At 41.1% G+C, this 15206-nt stretch carries 21 protein-coding genes; 2 read left to right on the forward strand and 19 right to left on the reverse strand.

Annotated features, from left to right (window positions below; genetic code table 11):
• A partial coding sequence (locus B5D42_RS00005; protein ID WP_139366916.1) for a transposase occupies positions 1-311 on the forward strand: 311 nt, incomplete at its 5' end.
• A 44-nt stretch (positions 312-355) separates the two neighbouring features.
• On the opposite strand, the gene B5D42_RS00010 is transcribed toward B5D42_RS00005, so the two are convergent.
• Positions 356-1054: a DUF4386 domain-containing protein gene (locus B5D42_RS00010; RefSeq protein ID WP_078829371.1), complete on the reverse strand. Its 699-nt coding sequence runs from the start codon at positions 1052-1054 to the stop codon at positions 356-358.
• Between the two features lie 315 nt (positions 1055-1369).
• On the opposite strand from B5D42_RS00010, the gene B5D42_RS00015 reads away from it, so the two are divergent.
• A complete protein-coding gene (locus B5D42_RS00015; RefSeq protein WP_078829372.1) occupies positions 1370-2662 on the forward strand; it encodes a sensor histidine kinase in 1293 nt (430 codons plus the stop codon).
• 15 nt (positions 2663-2677) lie between these two features.
• Here B5D42_RS00015 and arr read toward each other — a convergent pair whose 3' ends face one another.
• From arr to B5D42_RS00105, 18 genes are all read right to left on the reverse strand, one after another.
• A complete protein-coding gene (gene arr / locus B5D42_RS18275) occupies positions 2678-3082 on the reverse strand; it encodes an NAD(+)--rifampin ADP-ribosyltransferase (protein WP_394333286.1) in 405 nt (134 codons plus the stop codon).
• A 406-nt stretch (positions 3083-3488) separates the two neighbouring features.
• Positions 3489-4343 carry a hypothetical protein gene (locus B5D42_RS00025; protein ID WP_078829374.1) on the reverse strand — a complete coding sequence of 285 codons (855 nt, stop codon included), beginning with the start codon at positions 4341-4343 and terminating at the stop codon, positions 3489-3491.
• A gap of 16 nt (positions 4344-4359) precedes the next feature.
• Positions 4360-4764, reverse strand: coding sequence for a hypothetical protein (locus B5D42_RS00030; protein WP_176112855.1), 405 nt, complete (start codon positions 4762-4764; stop codon positions 4360-4362).
• Between the two features lie 189 nt (positions 4765-4953).
• Positions 4954-5379 (reverse strand): hypothetical protein, encoded by a 426-nt coding sequence (locus tag B5D42_RS00035; RefSeq protein WP_139366918.1) that lies wholly within the window; start codon positions 5377-5379, stop codon positions 4954-4956.
• A gap of 109 nt (positions 5380-5488) precedes the next feature.
• Positions 5489-6055 (reverse strand): hypothetical protein, encoded by a 567-nt coding sequence (locus B5D42_RS00040; protein ID WP_078829377.1) that lies wholly within the window; start codon positions 6053-6055, stop codon positions 5489-5491.
• 63 nt (positions 6056-6118) lie between these two features.
• Entirely contained in the window at positions 6119-6565 is a 447-nt protein-coding gene (locus B5D42_RS00045) for a DUF1572 family protein (RefSeq protein WP_078829378.1), read from the reverse strand.
• A gap of 117 nt (positions 6566-6682) precedes the next feature.
• Complete coding sequence (locus tag B5D42_RS00050; protein ID WP_078829379.1) at positions 6683-7075, reverse strand: DUF4345 domain-containing protein; 393 nt, start codon at positions 7073-7075, stop codon at positions 6683-6685.
• 40 nt (positions 7076-7115) lie between these two features.
• Positions 7116-7529 (reverse strand): hypothetical protein, encoded by a 414-nt coding sequence (locus tag B5D42_RS00055; protein ID WP_078829380.1) that lies wholly within the window; start codon positions 7527-7529, stop codon positions 7116-7118.
• 86 nt (positions 7530-7615) lie between these two features.
• A complete protein-coding gene (locus tag B5D42_RS00060; RefSeq protein ID WP_078829381.1) occupies positions 7616-8440 on the reverse strand; it encodes an RHS repeat protein in 825 nt (274 codons plus the stop codon).
• An 89-nt stretch (positions 8441-8529) separates the two neighbouring features.
• Entirely contained in the window at positions 8530-8958 is a 429-nt protein-coding gene (locus B5D42_RS00065; RefSeq protein WP_078829382.1) for a hypothetical protein, read from the reverse strand.
• Complete coding sequence (locus B5D42_RS00070; protein WP_078829383.1) at positions 8955-9479, reverse strand: GNAT family N-acetyltransferase; 525 nt, start codon at positions 9477-9479, stop codon at positions 8955-8957. Before B5D42_RS00070 ends, B5D42_RS00065 begins: the two co-directional genes overlap by 4 nt.
• A gap of 111 nt (positions 9480-9590) precedes the next feature.
• Complete coding sequence (locus tag B5D42_RS00075) at positions 9591-10358, reverse strand: FkbM family methyltransferase (protein WP_078829384.1); 768 nt, start codon at positions 10356-10358, stop codon at positions 9591-9593.
• Positions 10359-10636: 278 nt separating this feature from the next.
• Entirely contained in the window at positions 10637-11158 is a 522-nt protein-coding gene (locus tag B5D42_RS00080; RefSeq protein WP_078829385.1) for a hypothetical protein, read from the reverse strand.
• 121 nt (positions 11159-11279) lie between these two features.
• Positions 11280-11732 carry a hypothetical protein gene (locus tag B5D42_RS00085; RefSeq protein WP_217698753.1) on the reverse strand — a complete coding sequence of 151 codons (453 nt, stop codon included), beginning with the start codon at positions 11730-11732 and terminating at the stop codon, positions 11280-11282.
• Between the two features lie 123 nt (positions 11733-11855).
• Positions 11856-12563, reverse strand: a complete 708-nt coding sequence (locus B5D42_RS00090; protein WP_078829387.1) for an SIMPL domain-containing protein — start codon at positions 12561-12563, stop codon at positions 11856-11858.
• 142 nt (positions 12564-12705) lie between these two features.
• Complete coding sequence (locus B5D42_RS00095) at positions 12706-13101, reverse strand: VOC family protein (protein WP_078829388.1); 396 nt, start codon at positions 13099-13101, stop codon at positions 12706-12708.
• Positions 13102-13391: 290 nt separating this feature from the next.
• Positions 13392-13865, reverse strand: a complete 474-nt coding sequence (locus tag B5D42_RS00100; protein WP_078829389.1) for a tellurite resistance TerB family protein — start codon at positions 13863-13865, stop codon at positions 13392-13394.
• Between the two features lie 138 nt (positions 13866-14003).
• Positions 14004-15125 (reverse strand): DUF4236 domain-containing protein, encoded by a 1122-nt coding sequence (locus B5D42_RS00105; protein WP_078829390.1) that lies wholly within the window; start codon positions 15123-15125, stop codon positions 14004-14006.
• Between the last annotated feature and the right edge of the window lie 81 nt (positions 15126-15206).

Genomic DNA, 15206 nt, shown 5'->3' on the forward strand with positions numbered 1-15206 from the left:
CTGAGGATGTGACGGAAGTATACCGCCGAAGGTGGGATATTGAAGTCTTTTTCAAATTCATCAAGCAATTATTCAATTTCAGTCACCTGGTGAATAGAAGTGAAAATGGGATTAAGGTTGTTCTCTATGTCACAATGATCGCAGCCATTTTATTAAGCGCTTATAAAAAAGAAACGAAACAACCGGGATATAAAATACCCAGGCTGAAGTTCGCCGCTGATCTCGAAGCAGAGATAATTAAATATCTGATTATCAAGTGCGGCGGTGATCCCGAAAAAATGAACGCTATTTTATTGTGTAACTCCTCATAAATATCTTTCGAACACCTGTGGTCGCCTGACCAACAGCATTGCCATTAACGCCCGCGACCAGTAATTGACCGCCAGTTCTTCGCTCCGGCGCATAGCAACCATAAGCAGGTTCCTATTTCCCCGATAGCTGGCAGTATTCTTAAATAGCCCGGGATGCCTGTTGAACCATAACCCAGTGAAAGCGTATTGCCGAAGAAATTGATCAGGTATCCGAAACATCCCAGCATGAGGAATATTCCCAGCAGCCTGGGCAGGAAATCAGATTTATAAACAAGGTAGCCGAATGGAAGTAGCCATAAGCCCCAGAAAATGGTTGTTATTAAAATGCCATTGTTATATTGATTCAGGTATAACATAACCTGGTTCTGTAATCCGGATAAATCTGCATTTTTCGGAACCGCAAGCAGATCAAGGATAGCGTATTTGTTTTGCAGGTTGATAAAAGAAATCGGCGCACTGATAATCGCCAGCAACGCCATCACTTTGGCCTGCCGCTCATTTACTGACCGCAGTAACCTGTAGAGCACAACAGGTAAAAAGATAAACGCGATATAGCAGATAACACTGCTCGCAAGACTCATCCTGAATAAAGATTCATTCCCGCGGATATTATTAAAAGTCTTTGCAGGATCATCCCAGACAAATAATTGTTTCGGAACATAAGCCAGGCTAAACATACCTGTTATAACTACCACCAGGTAGAGCAGTCCTGCTATTCTCGCCATTTTGTTCCTGTTATCCATAGATGTTTATTTTGTTATCGGGTAAATAATTTGTCTGCTAACAATATCAAGCCCTGCGTTATTACTCGTCTTCATACTATTGCTGGTCTTCATAATTGTTGCTGGTCAGGCGACCAGCAACGGCAGGGTTGTTTATGCGCCAGCCCTTATAAACATATCTTTTTAATGCATGTGAGCGAAAAAAATATGATTACCGGCAAACAAAGATGGCAATTGGCGGGTTGTTTATCTATAGCTTAATGTGTAGTTGATTTTTCAGGCCGGTCATACGTAGCCAGCAATCAATTTCTGACCATAAACAACGATATTCGTTTTATGACAGCCCAAGCCCGTAATTTTCGCCTTACTTTTCAAAAGCGCTGGTTTTGGCTGGTCGGTAATGCAGCTGAATTTGCCCTGGAGCCGCGGATCTTTCATTCCATCAGCCTGGGTCTGATGGTGCTGATGCTGGTGTATGTTCCTTACGATCTTCTGGCAGGAATGTATATAGCATCCTTATCGTGCCTGATCATCGCCGCTATCTTTTTTTATGAGTATTACCGCTCGCGTTTTCTTCGCCGCAAACACCGGAGCATTGTTTTCGGGGTGGCCGGCCTTGTATTGTTATCTGTTAACTATTTTGCCAATGCAGGCGTTGAAGGCTCTACCGATGTGATCTGGCCTGCCTACCTGCTGCTGGTTCTGACCATTTGCGAATACAGGCAGATGATAGTTTGGTTGCTCGTTTACATGCTGGCATTTGGTTTCGTACATGCATTGGAGCATCGTTACCCGGGGCTGGTATATTATCCGTTCCACGATGCAGCCGGGCAGTTTACCGATCATATCACAGCCTTTCCAATACCGGTGATCAGTATGGCAATTGTGGTAGGACTGTTTCGCCGCAATTACGATAAGGAAAGAACGATCGTTGCACAGAAGGACGCCGAAAAAGCCAGGCTGCTTTCCATTCTTTCCCACGATCTGCGTGCTCCATTTATACAGGTACAGCAATATTTTGAACTGCTTAAGTACGATACGCTTTCGCAGGCCGACCGTGCACGCCTTGAGCAGGCATTGAAACAGACAAACGATCAGGGCCTGAACCTCGTAACCAACCTGCTCTATTGGTCGCGTTCTCAGCTCGACGGATTTTCAATGCGGCTGGCGCCACAGCCACTGGCAGCTACGTTGAAGAATACCCTCGAAACAACTACCCGCCTGTGCAATGAAAAAGGTATTACGGTTATTGCAGCTATCCAGCCGGATATTTATGTAATGGCCGATGCAGATATGCTGCAGCTGGTAGTACGTAACCTGCTGCAGAATGCTATCAAATTCACTGCTCCGGGCGGAACGATCAAGATAGAGACGGAGCCTGATAATAACTGCTGCAGCATTCATGTGAAAGATAATGGCAAGGGGATCAGGCCGGAGCAACTTGAAAATATATTCTCAGGCATTAGGCCAACACCTGGAACTGCCAATGAAAAAGGAGTAGGGCTCGGACTTCGTGTGTGTAAAGAATTCATGGAGCGGCAGGGCGGGCATATCGGCGTTAAAAGCGAGTGGGGCGAAGGATCATGTTTTACGGTAAGCATTCCTGTTGCGGTTAATGCTGCTACCTGACCTGCAATTACTGCGTCAATTGATGATCTCTCCTTTGTTGTTCTCCAGTTTTGCCCTGAATTTCTGAAGTTCTTCGGCACCTGGCCGTACCCAGTCTGTTAGTTCGCCAATGATACGTAGCGGCTCCGCGGAACGGTAAGACCGGGTAGGATTGCCCGGAAATTTTTTATCCGTCAGGTTCGGATCATTCTCATAAGCTCCCGCAGGTTCAACAATATAAACACGTTCGGTTCCGGTGCCCTTAGCCAGTGCGGCGGCCAGACCTGCGCCATTGGGCAGCGCAGTGAAATAGATATGGTTCATGACGAGCTCAGACTTATAATTCGAATTACCGCCCGGGGTGAGTAAGTCGCCCACTTTCAGATCTGATTTTGTACCATGATAAAAAGGTCCTTTATCGGAAGGGTTACGCTGAAACAAAGCTGCCAGTTCGCGATTGTGCTTTGATTTTTCACTATCGCCCAAGTGCTCATAACATGCTGCAAGGGCCGAATAAAGAGCCGGGAATGCGCTTTTAACCGTATCGTCATTTATTTGTAAAGCATGATGCAAGGCGGTTTCCAGCCAATCCAGCTTATGCTGAACATTTTTTTGATGCTTTGCGAGGTAATAAGCTGCCAGGAATTTTTCGAGGTCATTCTCCGCTTTGTCCCAGGCTTCCGAAAACAGGCGGGCCGCTGCTTCAGGATCACCGGTTTCTTCCATAGTCATGCCTTGCAGGCATAGTTTGATAACAGGGTTGAATGGCGAAAATTCCATGTGAATTTATTATGCTGTTTGGTGTTCCAATTACTGCTGTTTATTTCTTAAGCAGCAATAATAATGATCAGCCCGGCAAAGGATAATTTATATGATCACTCGCAAATTTATCCAAATACCTGAGCCATTCCTCTTCCAGGTCTTTTAAAGATTTCCGGTATATTTTTTTTACTTCTTTAAATCCCTTTTCCCATAGCTCCCTGAGTTTGTCATTGCCGTAAGTTACCAGTAAAAATCCTGTAAAGCTTCCTATCTGTGGGTAGGCGATCATGGCGTTCAGCGCATAAAAGTCTTTTGTGAGTGCAGTGAGGTTAAACAGCCGGCGCTCGTTTTTCAGGTATTTGCACAGGGAGTCTACCTGGTAGCGACTCCAGGTATTATCATAATAAACGGCCAGGCCTTCGCTGAACCAGTTGTTGGCCGGTTTGCCCCAGATATGAAAAGCATAATAATGCGTCAGCTCGTGTTTTGTTGCCAGAGAGTAATTGCTGTTGTGCAAAAACACGACAATATTGTTTTCCGGAATAGCAAACCCCTGCGCTTCGAACCCGAGTAGCCGCTTTATTTTTTCTTTTGAATCAACAATGATAATGTTGGCCGTATCTGCAAAACTGCTGTCGTTAAGAAAATGAACGATCTGTTGTCTTGTGGTTTCAAGATTTTTTCTGATCAGATTTGCATGCTGGTCTGCATACTGGCCCGGTTCAACAAATAAAATGAAATGGTCGGACTGATGCTTTTTCCAGGCTGCAGGAAGTTGATTTAAAAACTGGTCCAGCCTTGGGTTGCCTTTTTGTGCAAAGGCCACGGTGTACAGAAATGACATTGTCAGCAGGGCAATAAGCTTCATTTGCGGGGGAATGGACTTTTTTTTATATAGATTAATGGCATGGATATTTCGTTCATTTCGGGCTTTTTTCATAAGAGCCCGGCAAAAATTAAGTAAAACGGAGCTCTTTTATCGTAAAATCTGCCGCTGTATATTCTTTGCTATCGGGAATGGCGGCGAGATCGATTTTGTGATCCTGCCAGGTGGGGTTGTATTGCGGATGCGACGTGATCGGTTTAATAGCGATCGGCGCGTATGTTTTTGAATGATCAAAGTCAATATAATACCGGTATGCCCCTTCCATCAGCGAAGATATATAATAGCGTATTTGCTCATCCGCAACATCGCTTGTATCCAGTCCAGCCTGGCTGAACAGTTTTCTTACAGCTTTGGTTTCATCGTCGTTAAGCGGATTGGAAAGCGGGATAATGGTTGTGTGTATATGGTCGGGCAATTGCTTAAATGCCTCTATTAGATCGTGAAGTTCTTTTTTGGGTTTTTGTACGATCCGCAACTCCTGGATTTTAGAGCCGGCAGATCTTCCAAACATTGGGCTGCAGAAACCGGCATTATTGAGAATAATTAATGAGTGGTCAATCGTTAGGTGTTCGGTGGAATCAATGAAGAGCAGATAAGCGGCAGGTAACATGGCAGGCGGCGTTTTTGCAGTAGCTTTTGGAAAGTTCCGGAACTTTCCAAAAGCTTAGTTTATGGATGCTTTCTTATTTATTTCTGTCAGAACCAAATAGCGCTTACGACCAAGACTTATGTAATAAAATAAAAGAACAAATGCCGGAACTACTAAAAAAATAGTATAACTGATATTGAATATAGTTGTAAGAATAAAATGAAGGGCGAGTATCGCTGCCGCAACCGGCATGATCCAGCGGCCATTTTTGAATCCGCCGACCTCCAGGTATATCGTTTCATTGTCGTCAACCCGGATGAGCAGGTCAGGGCTGCTGCACCAGTCGATTTTTACAGTCAGCGTATGATCACCGGGAGTTGTTGTAAACGTTTTATGCTGACCATTTGAAATGTTGCCCGCCTGTTGCCCGTCTATGAAGACCTTATAGTCGCGCATCAGGTTATTGTATTCGCTGGTCCTTTGAATATGAATGGATGCCATATTTTTCAATGCGTAATTATGTGATTATTTTTTAGCGAGATAGCCGGTTATTTGGGGCTGGCTGCAGTAAACCTTTTGGAAAGTTCCGGAACTTTCCAAAAGGGCGTAATTATTTTTTTAGAAGATAGCTGGTTATCTGTGCCTGGCTGAGATCAAGCGCATCTGCATGCGGGTCTGAGCGCAGAAAAACAAACTGCTTATCGGGAAGTACAATCATTGAATTGCCGCACCGGCTACGGTCCTTGAAAATTAAATTCAGTAAAGTATTTGAGCTGTCGATGATAATGTTGCGGTCCCATTTTTTAAGTTTATTCATATTGTTACCGGGTTCTCTGAAGTCGAAAGCCGAAATATTCTTTCTTTTTGCCAATACCTGCTGCACTCTTTGTGTGTGGGCGGCTATTGTTTTTTGAATATAATCATCGCTCATCTGATCAAGGGTATTCCAGCAACTTTCATTGTTGTAATCATATTTGATGATGAGTGTGTCTTTTAATCCTGTGGTACTATACCTGGCCAAGAAGCTTAGTAAAGTGTTATAGGTTTCCTGGCTGAGCGAGTCGCTGAATATTCTGTTCTTACTGTCGTAGCTGTAAAGCGGCGCACTTGAAGCACATGCCGACAATAGTAGTATGCCGGAAAAACAGGTCAGGAAATTTTTTATATTTTTCAACATATGCGCGGCAGTTTAGCTTCGGTTAACAATGTAACTTTTGGAAAGTTTGAAACTTTCCAAAAGTTATTTCCCGACAAGGCGCCTGTGGTAATTTATCTGTCCCAGGTGATAGGCCAGGTGCGTTGCCAGATGCACTAAAAAGTATTCAGTTGTTGTTTTTTCTGCAAACACCAGCACAGGGTATTCTTTTTTCAGATCTGCGTCAGCCAGCTTTCCGAGAGCATCTTTAATTACTTGTATGGTATCGGTTAATTTGCTAACGAGTTCTTGTCGCGGAATATCTTTCTGTGAAAATTCGAGTTCCCTGTTTCTCACATAACCGGTCTTCCCTAATTCCTTGCCAATATAAGTGTTCAGGTTGCCGACCAGGTGTAATGCAAGGTTTCCTGCAGCGTTTGAAATGCCACTTTCGATACGCCAGATCGTTGATTCATCGCGGTATTGATTAAGTTCGCTGATCACCTTGTTGAGATCTCTTTCGAAAAGTGCGGTTAGTGTATTTGCGAGCATGTTCAGGATTGTTAACTAAATATACTCTTTAAACCCGGCAGAATGGTAATAGATCTTAGTAAATTTTCATTTTTTGAAATGCCTGTACAGGCAATCAGGAACTCTTTCCGGGCTGTATTATTGCCGGTTGGTTATGGATCTTTTGAAATTCACAAGGTTTACAATTCCCCATGCTGCAAGGAGTAGTTCAACAGCAATACCGGCTAAGAAGTAAATACCCGGAATTCCGTCAGAAAATAAACTGATGATCCTTCCGAGGGCCAGGCCGGCCATAAAAACAATGTTCGTAATCGTTGCCGTTAACCACAGTTTCTGGTTGAAAACACCAATGAGCCAGAGAGAGCTCATGGCCAGATAAAGTCCCATAAGTGCCCGGAATATGTTCTTCAGGCTGGTGTGCTCGACAGCAAAGCCGAATAGCCTGGGCAGGATACGGCCGGGACAGACTCCGTATGCCAGACCGATACCAGATATCAGTAATGCCGAAACTAAAAGGTGAAAATTTTTCAAAGGAGTGTTTTTTGTATTTGAGGGAGTTCAGTATAGCGCATCATTTCCCAACTACTTCATAACACGATTCCAGTGCCGGACAATACAAATGCTGACCAACCAATTTATATGGTGCTGAAATGAGTTTCCCATTGTGTTTGAACGTAAAAGTATTTTTATTGAGCCGTAGGGGTGATTCGTCAGGAAAGCTGAAAATGATCCTGTAGGTGATTTTGCCGGAACCCTCAACCAGGTATACATTGCTATGGCCATGCCAGGTAGATGCAGCTTTTGATTTCTTAAATTCGGAAATTACATTAAGGCTTGCCGAATCAACAGTTAAAACGCCGAGGTATATTCTTCTGGCCGTATCAATAGGGCTTGTCTGAATATATGTTTTGTTTTTAACGCCGGCAATAATGATCTTTTTGAATGCACTTGTTTTAGTTTGACCAATGCATTTATTAAATACCATGAATAAAACAAGGGTTAATATGTAAAAATGCAGACTTCATGTAATTGAACCTGTTGCTAATTTAGAACAGCAAGCAGCTGTTTTTATCAGTAAGTATATTCCTTTACAGAAACCATATAAATTTCCCGTTTGCGTTTGCCATTTTTTTTAACCGTTACCTTGAAAATATTTTCCTCTGTACAGTTGCCAAAACTATCATAAGTATATTCTCCTTCAAACGTTGTTTCACTGCCATCCGGATTTTTTCTTACCCAGTGTATTAAATCACCATTCGTGTTATATACGGTATTGACGTCAGGGAATTTACTTGCTTCTGTGAAACTAATTTTTATGGTCTTGCTGGATAGAACTTTGCCATCATTGGATATTACAGATGTAAAGGCTTCGTTTTTATCATATGAATATGTGGCTGTTTCTTTGCCCTTTTGATTGCCATTCCCATCAAATAGCGATAATTCTATCGGATGGCCTTTTTCATTACAAACGATATCTGTTTGACGGATGACGCGGCCGATTTCATCTTTATCTGTTACGCCGATTAAAAAGAAATTGTTATCATAGGTGAAAACCGAACTTTCTTTAAAATACGCGAACTTCATCCATCTTTCAAAAACAGACGCGAGCACAATTCTGTGAACTGTGTCGTTTGTATAGCTCGCTTTTGTTTTCAGCATGCCATTAGCATCATAACTTTCTGACACTTGGACCATGCCTGCATTGTCGAAGACGATGACGTCCTTTGCAACATTATAACCACTTGCAGTAAAAGAAGTTGTTATATGTACAATTTTTTTGGGTCTTTTGGTCTTATATGACCTTTGTGCATTTAACTGCAATGCAGAAAAAATATTCTGCGATCTGGCAGATCCAATAAGAAATACTGCGAGGAGAAAGATTGTCAACTTGCGCATAATCAATACTTGCTGCAAATATACCCACCTTGGTAATATGAGGAGCCCGCATCCGGCTTCCGGGACTTATGGAAGGTAAATTGTTTTGATCAACAATTGTTGATGTCGTCGGGCAATTTGTAGAAAATTGACAATGCCTTAATCTCAACAATGCCTTCATAAGTCATCCGTTTAAAAATCGAACTGTCATTCTTGTCTAAATCCAGTTTGTCGGGGTTTGAAAGCCTGAAGCTGTCCTTGTCGATAAACACAAGTTTTCGTTTTTCAAGTGAATTGTCTGCCCATTTGATTGTGAGCAAACTGTCTTTTAATTCGTAGGTTCCTTTCCTGAGGTTTTCAGTAAGAATAACGCCATCCCTCAGCCCTTTATGTATAAAGCAGCTGCCTTCTTTCTGGAAGTAAAATGATGTAGTGGCTGCTGAATCCGAAAACTGCCATGTGCCAACAAGGGAAGTCGTTTGGCAAAACCCTGCTTGGATCCCGGAAAAAAATATCAGTAGTATAAATAAGCGTCTCATTTAATTGAATTTGTCAAATGATAACACAATATATCAGGATTTTCCTTGACTGGTTCATCTGAATTCAGGAACAAAAATTTCTCTAATAGCTTTACAGAGCTGATATTCTCTTTATGCAGGTATGCTTTAATTTCTGCAACCTTGATTACATGGAACGCATAGTCGATAACTTTTGCTACTGCTTCCTGCATAATCCCCTGCCTGTGAAATTCCGGCAAAAGTTCATATCCGAGTTCACATGCTCGGTTTTCGTCTGAAAACCCGAACAGGCAAATTGTGCCAATTAATATGTTTGGGTTATGTAAAGTGATGACCCAATATAAAGCACTGCTTTTAATAATCTTAGTTATAAAATCTCTTGCGTCATCAATTGTATTGCTTATTGGCCTGTCGAGGTATTTATTTACGTTAACGTCTGAGCGTAAGGTGAAAATTCGCTGATCGTCATGGATTGACAGTTGCCTGAGTGTAAGCCTTTCTGTTATCAGAATTGGGAAAGTATTGTGTTTTCCTTTTAACATATTGACAGTTCGTGATCAAATCCATGTATTCAATTAATTGCCTGGCCGTGGTAATCAATAAAAATGCTTTAGTTTGCGTTCAAGTGATCCCGGATAAAATGCTGCTGTTTTTCAAAAAATGCGCCTTATGTAAATGTCGCCAAAACCAGAAGCGATGAATTCTTCGGTAGACATGTAATTTGTAAAATCTGTAACAGATCGCCAGCCATTCAGTTCAAACTGCATGCTTTCGCCTATTGAAAAATTACATTCAATTTCAGGGTTATATTTTGCTATCTGACTTATGCAATCTTTAGCTTTTTGAGTCTGCTCGGGTACAGTATATTCAAAGGAAATCATATCTACAACATAGGTGAGGCCCTTTAAAACTTCGAGCTCATAACCTTCTACATCTATTTTGATGAACTTTGGTAAACCATATCTCTCAATCAATAGGTCCAAAGTTGTCATTTTAATTTTTATTGGCTTTGCCCATGTATAATTCTTAAATCTTTCTTTTTTTACATGTTCAATCCATTCTTCGGAAAAGGATGAAATTGTATGAGAATCTGCAATAAAAAAATCTTTGGTTTCCTCTTTCTCTCCGAGGCCCATAGGGACTATTTCAATGGTATTTCCAAACTTCTTTTTTAAAATAGTATAGCATTCTTTTTGTGGTTCAACGGCAACTACTCTTGCACCTATATTTAACAATGGCCTTATTCTATTGCCAAGATTGGCGCCTACATCAAACACTAAATCTTTTGGCTTGATAAATTCGCCATAAAACCTTTGCCGCGCTTTAATAACTTCTTCTGATTCTTCTTGTAAATTGGGTGTTAACCCTCTGAGTAACTTTACAATTTTGGGCCCTAAGATAAATTTTAATACTTTTTTCATTCAATCATTAATTTATTCCTGCACCAGCAACCAGACAGGTCTTGCTTTTCAATCGAAGAAACATTTTTGCAGTCACTAATTATACCGCTATAAATGTTTGAGAAGATTCGGCCACTTGTATTCCTAATAAAGCTATACCTGATCAGCTCATAATTTGGCCTCAACAACCCGGGTTAACCTGAGCCAAATTACTTTAGTCAGCGTAGCCCTGCAAATTTTTCGGTAACTTTTTATGCTGGCAAGGAAAGAATGGTAAAAGCCGGACAGAATGCAATAGCCTAATTTGCAGCCATGTCATTGTTCCGGCTTTGTAGTTTAGCAATCTCTTTCTTTTCCTGGTTTGGTATTTGCCAGCCATCTATCCATTGCATTGCTTCTTCCGGGTTAGTAAAAAAACGCTCTCTGTCGCTGCTGAATCTTGTCTCATATAGCTCCATTTTAGTCTCGTCCTGGTGCGAATGTGCAGCTCCAACGCATTGGATTCCTCTGGTGTTTTTGAAAGTCATTGTTTTGGCTTCTTCTTCAAACAAACCCAGGTAACCTGTTTTCCAGCCATAGTCGGCAAGTGTTAACGGAATCACAGCCCTGAATCTTTTATGTGCGTCAAGATTTACGGCTTTAAAGCCATGCATATTGATAAAGATCTTGAATGTGGAATTGTCTTCAATCTGGTCTAATGCGTTCCTGAAAGATGCCTCCCATTGCTCGATATCTTCTTTTTCGATGTCGCCGCTGATATGTGTTATAAGTAGTCTTTTTTCAGAGTGCCAGCTGGATGCTGTGATTTTAGTGGATACCATTTTGTCGATTCTTTGTTATTGGTTTTTAGTATTGTGGTCTGACAGGTTTTGTTCCCCGGACTTAAGTTATGATTTGCTTACGTTACAGGCGAAGGTGATTATATTTGGTTGTTACCTGTTTTTAGCAATTAAGTTTTTTGTTTTTAGTATTGCGGACCGGCACTTTGTTTTTTAAATACCAGTCAATAATCCTGTTCCTTAACCTGTCATAAATATCATCGTCTGTATATGGCTTGTTTTCTTTTGATATTGTATCAAGATCATTATTTATTTGACGTATGGTCTCTTTGCTGAACAAAGTCGTGTCTGCCAGGTGTTTCCTTAAATAAGATACGAGGATGCCATGACAGTCCGGGTTGAAATTGATATTACCATTACGTTGCGCTTCGTCTGCAAGCTTTTCTATCGCACGCAATAATTCTCCCTGAACGGTTTCAGCCTGTCCTGATTTGGGAACATAGGTTTTCCAGATAAACTGACCGATTTTTAAATACTCCTCCGCCGTCATTTTCTGTGCACTTGTATTGCTGTTTAAAAAGAAAAGCATGGTTGCTGAAAACAGGATTTTTTTCATGATCGGAATGTTGAGTAGCCTGGTATATAACAGTATTATTGCGGTGCTTCCGGTAAAGTTAAATATCAGGAAGCAAAGCGCTGTATTATCCCGGCGATCCAACATTAATAATTCGTTGCAATTTTATTTCAAAATAAAGGTTGCATTTACATTGGCCGTCACTTTTATTTTTTCAAACTCGATTTTAGGCATTTCGTTATAACCATTATTCTGAATTGATGCCAAGCCCCTGATTTTGATCCCTGCTACCTGATCTTGGAACGGCTGTGGAAAATTATTGTCGTTATCTGCAATATGAATAGCCGACCCGATCGTTTGATCCAATGGCTTCGTCAGGGCAATGGCTTTTTCTTTAGCGTCAATGATTGCCTTAGTCCGCATTTTGTTTTGGAGCTTCCTGAGTTCAGAATGATCCACCCGCTCGATGGAAGTATTCGATATCCCGAGCTCTTCAAGTTTCATGAATACTTTACTGGCTGTTACGGCGTCTGTTACTTTAAGCGTATAACTTTTTGTCTTGATCACGTCTTTGCTCTTCAAAAGATAGAATTTGAAGTTGCTCGACATATCAGAAGTGGTCAGATCGGTTTCCGTGTTTAGCCCTAAGCCTTTTAAAGCTGAGACCATTTTTTGTTCCAGTTCTTCAATGGAAACCCTGTCGCGCGTGTCTTTTTCTGAAAGCAGAATACGAATATAGATTTCATCAGGTGTTACCAATGTGTCGGCACTGCCAGTGACCTCAATGTACGGTACATCTATAAAATTCTTTGTCTGGGCACTTGCTGAACTGAGTGAAATGAGCAGGAGGGCTAAAAATGTAAGTCGTTTCATATCTTATTTTTGAAAAGGATGCCGGGATGCGTGAGATTACACAGGTAAGCATAAACTTTTTCAAAAATAATTTGAAGGGGTTCTGGAGGCCAGCCCTTGCCAAGCCAATGTTGCCGGGAGGGGTTGCTCTTTTTATAACAGCTTATTCACACAGCAGCATCCATGAAGTGCCATATTTGTCGCGGAGCATGGCAAATCTTCTTGCAAAGAAAGTCTGCTCCAGTTTCATGAAAATTTGTCCATCTCTGGAAAGTACTTCATAAAGGTGTTCTGCATTTTCAGGTGTATCAGGTCTGAGTGTAAGGTAGACGCTTCGCATTGGTTCAGCGTCCGGAACGTCAGCTCCTCTGATAATTGTACCACCTATTTCTATCATTGCATGAAGAATAGGCCTGGTCCATTCTTCAGGAAAATTGGCGGGTATATGTTCGTGCGGGAGCATCATTTTTATTGATCCGCCAAGAGTTTCTTCATAAAACTTGAAGGCTTCTTCGCAATGCCCGGGATAATTAATGTAAATGTCAAGGCCTATTTGCATGTTGTATATTTAAAAGTTAACTGGTTGGCTATTAATATCATTTGGAGACAATATATAGACAAATGTCCGCTAAAGAAAGCTTTGCGAAGATTAGGCAATAGAATTACCACTGCTATCTTGAACATTAAACCAATTAGTTAAGCCAAATCATATCACACACCATAGTCAAGCAAACTTTCAAATACTTTTATTTTGCCCGCGAAAGTACTCGATGCCTGGTCCGAATCACAATATTTGATGCACCCTATTCTGACGTCCAACTTTTGGAAAACCAACGTCGTCTGCATTTTCTATGACGTGATGATTTTATTTCCTCTGTTTTTAATTAGGAGCACTTCAACGATTTTAGCAGCAAGTTCGTCATCTATTTGTAAAGTTCTGGAAACAAATTCAAGGAGATTTTTTTCTCGTTCGTTAATAATTCCATCTGCCAGCACTATTTCTGTAGCCATTGCAAAAACAGTTGCCTTATCCTCCTCTTTTATTACTGCCGCACAACCTTCGATCAACTTTTGATTTCCCAGTTCATTTGATATTTGCATTGCAATTTTATAAAACGGAATGATTTCTATGTTTTCGAACTTCTGCTTAAAAATCAAAAGTCTTGATAACATATCGATTTCTACATCTGACACATCTCCATCAGATGCTGCACAAGCATATAAAACGCCCACCCATGCTTCGTAGTCGTTGAGCGACGTATAGGATTTTGTATTTGCTTGTTGCTTTGCGGTCGGCGAGAATATTTTGTCGAAAAGTCCCATATTGAAAGGTTTTAGTTAAAAATTACGTATAGTGTTTCTATGCTTTGCGGAGATTGAGTATTCTGTGATAGAAGTGTAAGCTTGACTTTCTTTTATCCAATTTGTTTAAAAAAAGTGATATGTTCCGTTCTACCAGACTCACAACCTCTTCAAAGCTGTAATAGCATTTTGATATTCCCTGAATGCGTTGCCGAACTGTTCTGTAAATTCATAATTACTGAACTCATATTCTTCGTTAAGACCTGTATTGGTTTGCAAACTAATTTCGCCATACCGCACAATCGGAATTTGATAGTTTCCGTTAAAGCGCTTGTCCGGGGTTCCGTTCTTGTTAACCTTAAACCAGGTTTTGTCTATAATTTTTGAGTCGCCAGGAACTGTTCCTGTTTCAGTAAACCGTACATAGCTTTGACTAAAGATTATTTCATCAAGGCCTATCAGTGCAAAGCTTGTTTTTGAGGAATACATAACGATGAAGCCCGGATAAAAGTATAAATCTGCACCGTTTGCATTTTGAAAATGTAATGCTTCAAAGTTGGATCTTATATCAGGCAGGGCTTTAATGCCAAACTTTACATCAGTCTTTTGCACAATAATGCTTGCTGATGAACGGGCGGCAACCCGGTCTTGCGAATGCGCACTCGTTACATCCCAGATTTTGTGGGAAGTTGTCAACTGTTTGAAAGCAGTGACAAGCTTGTCGTATTTTTCCTGTATCTCCGGCTCAAAATCTATGTCAAGGCTTACATAGCAGTTCTCAATTTGCTCTTTTAGCTGTTTAATCGCCTCCTGCTGTGCCCTGATATCTGTTTTTATGTTTTCTGCAATTGACCTTTTGATGAGACCGTAAAGCAGAATGTAACTTGCTGTCAGTTTAAGCTTTGAACTTCCAACGGCTGCCTGGATTTTAAGCAGGTCGTTTTTCAGGTCTTTTCTCTGCTGGTGTGCCATTATTATAGCTTCTTTCACACCTTGCATATCCTGGCTTGTAATTTCCTGAATATCCGCGCTGAAAATATTGTCTTCTGGTTCTGTAGTTGGCGGATGATAGTTTTGCGGCGCTGGATTATTGCCGGCGCCTGATAGTTTTTGTCTGTTGCGGATCCCGAGTATGGGTATGCTTGTATTTAGAAATGTTCCCGACTTGCCAAATGTCATGCTTGCACCCTTCACTCCAATAGAGGTGCTAATGCCTTTTTTGCTAAAATTCAAGTGGACACCAGGTATGATTTTAATTCGCCTTCGATAGCTCCATGCCATGTTGATAGGTTTAATTATGTTAGTCCTGTTTGATTCCTATTGCAAACAAAACTTTTTTTCTCGGCCTGGAATACGGGTTCC

Origin of the sequence: Sediminibacterium ginsengisoli (assembly GCF_900167075.1) — a bacterium.
Lineage (GTDB): Bacteria > Bacteroidota > Bacteroidia > Chitinophagales > Chitinophagaceae > Sediminibacterium > Sediminibacterium ginsengisoli.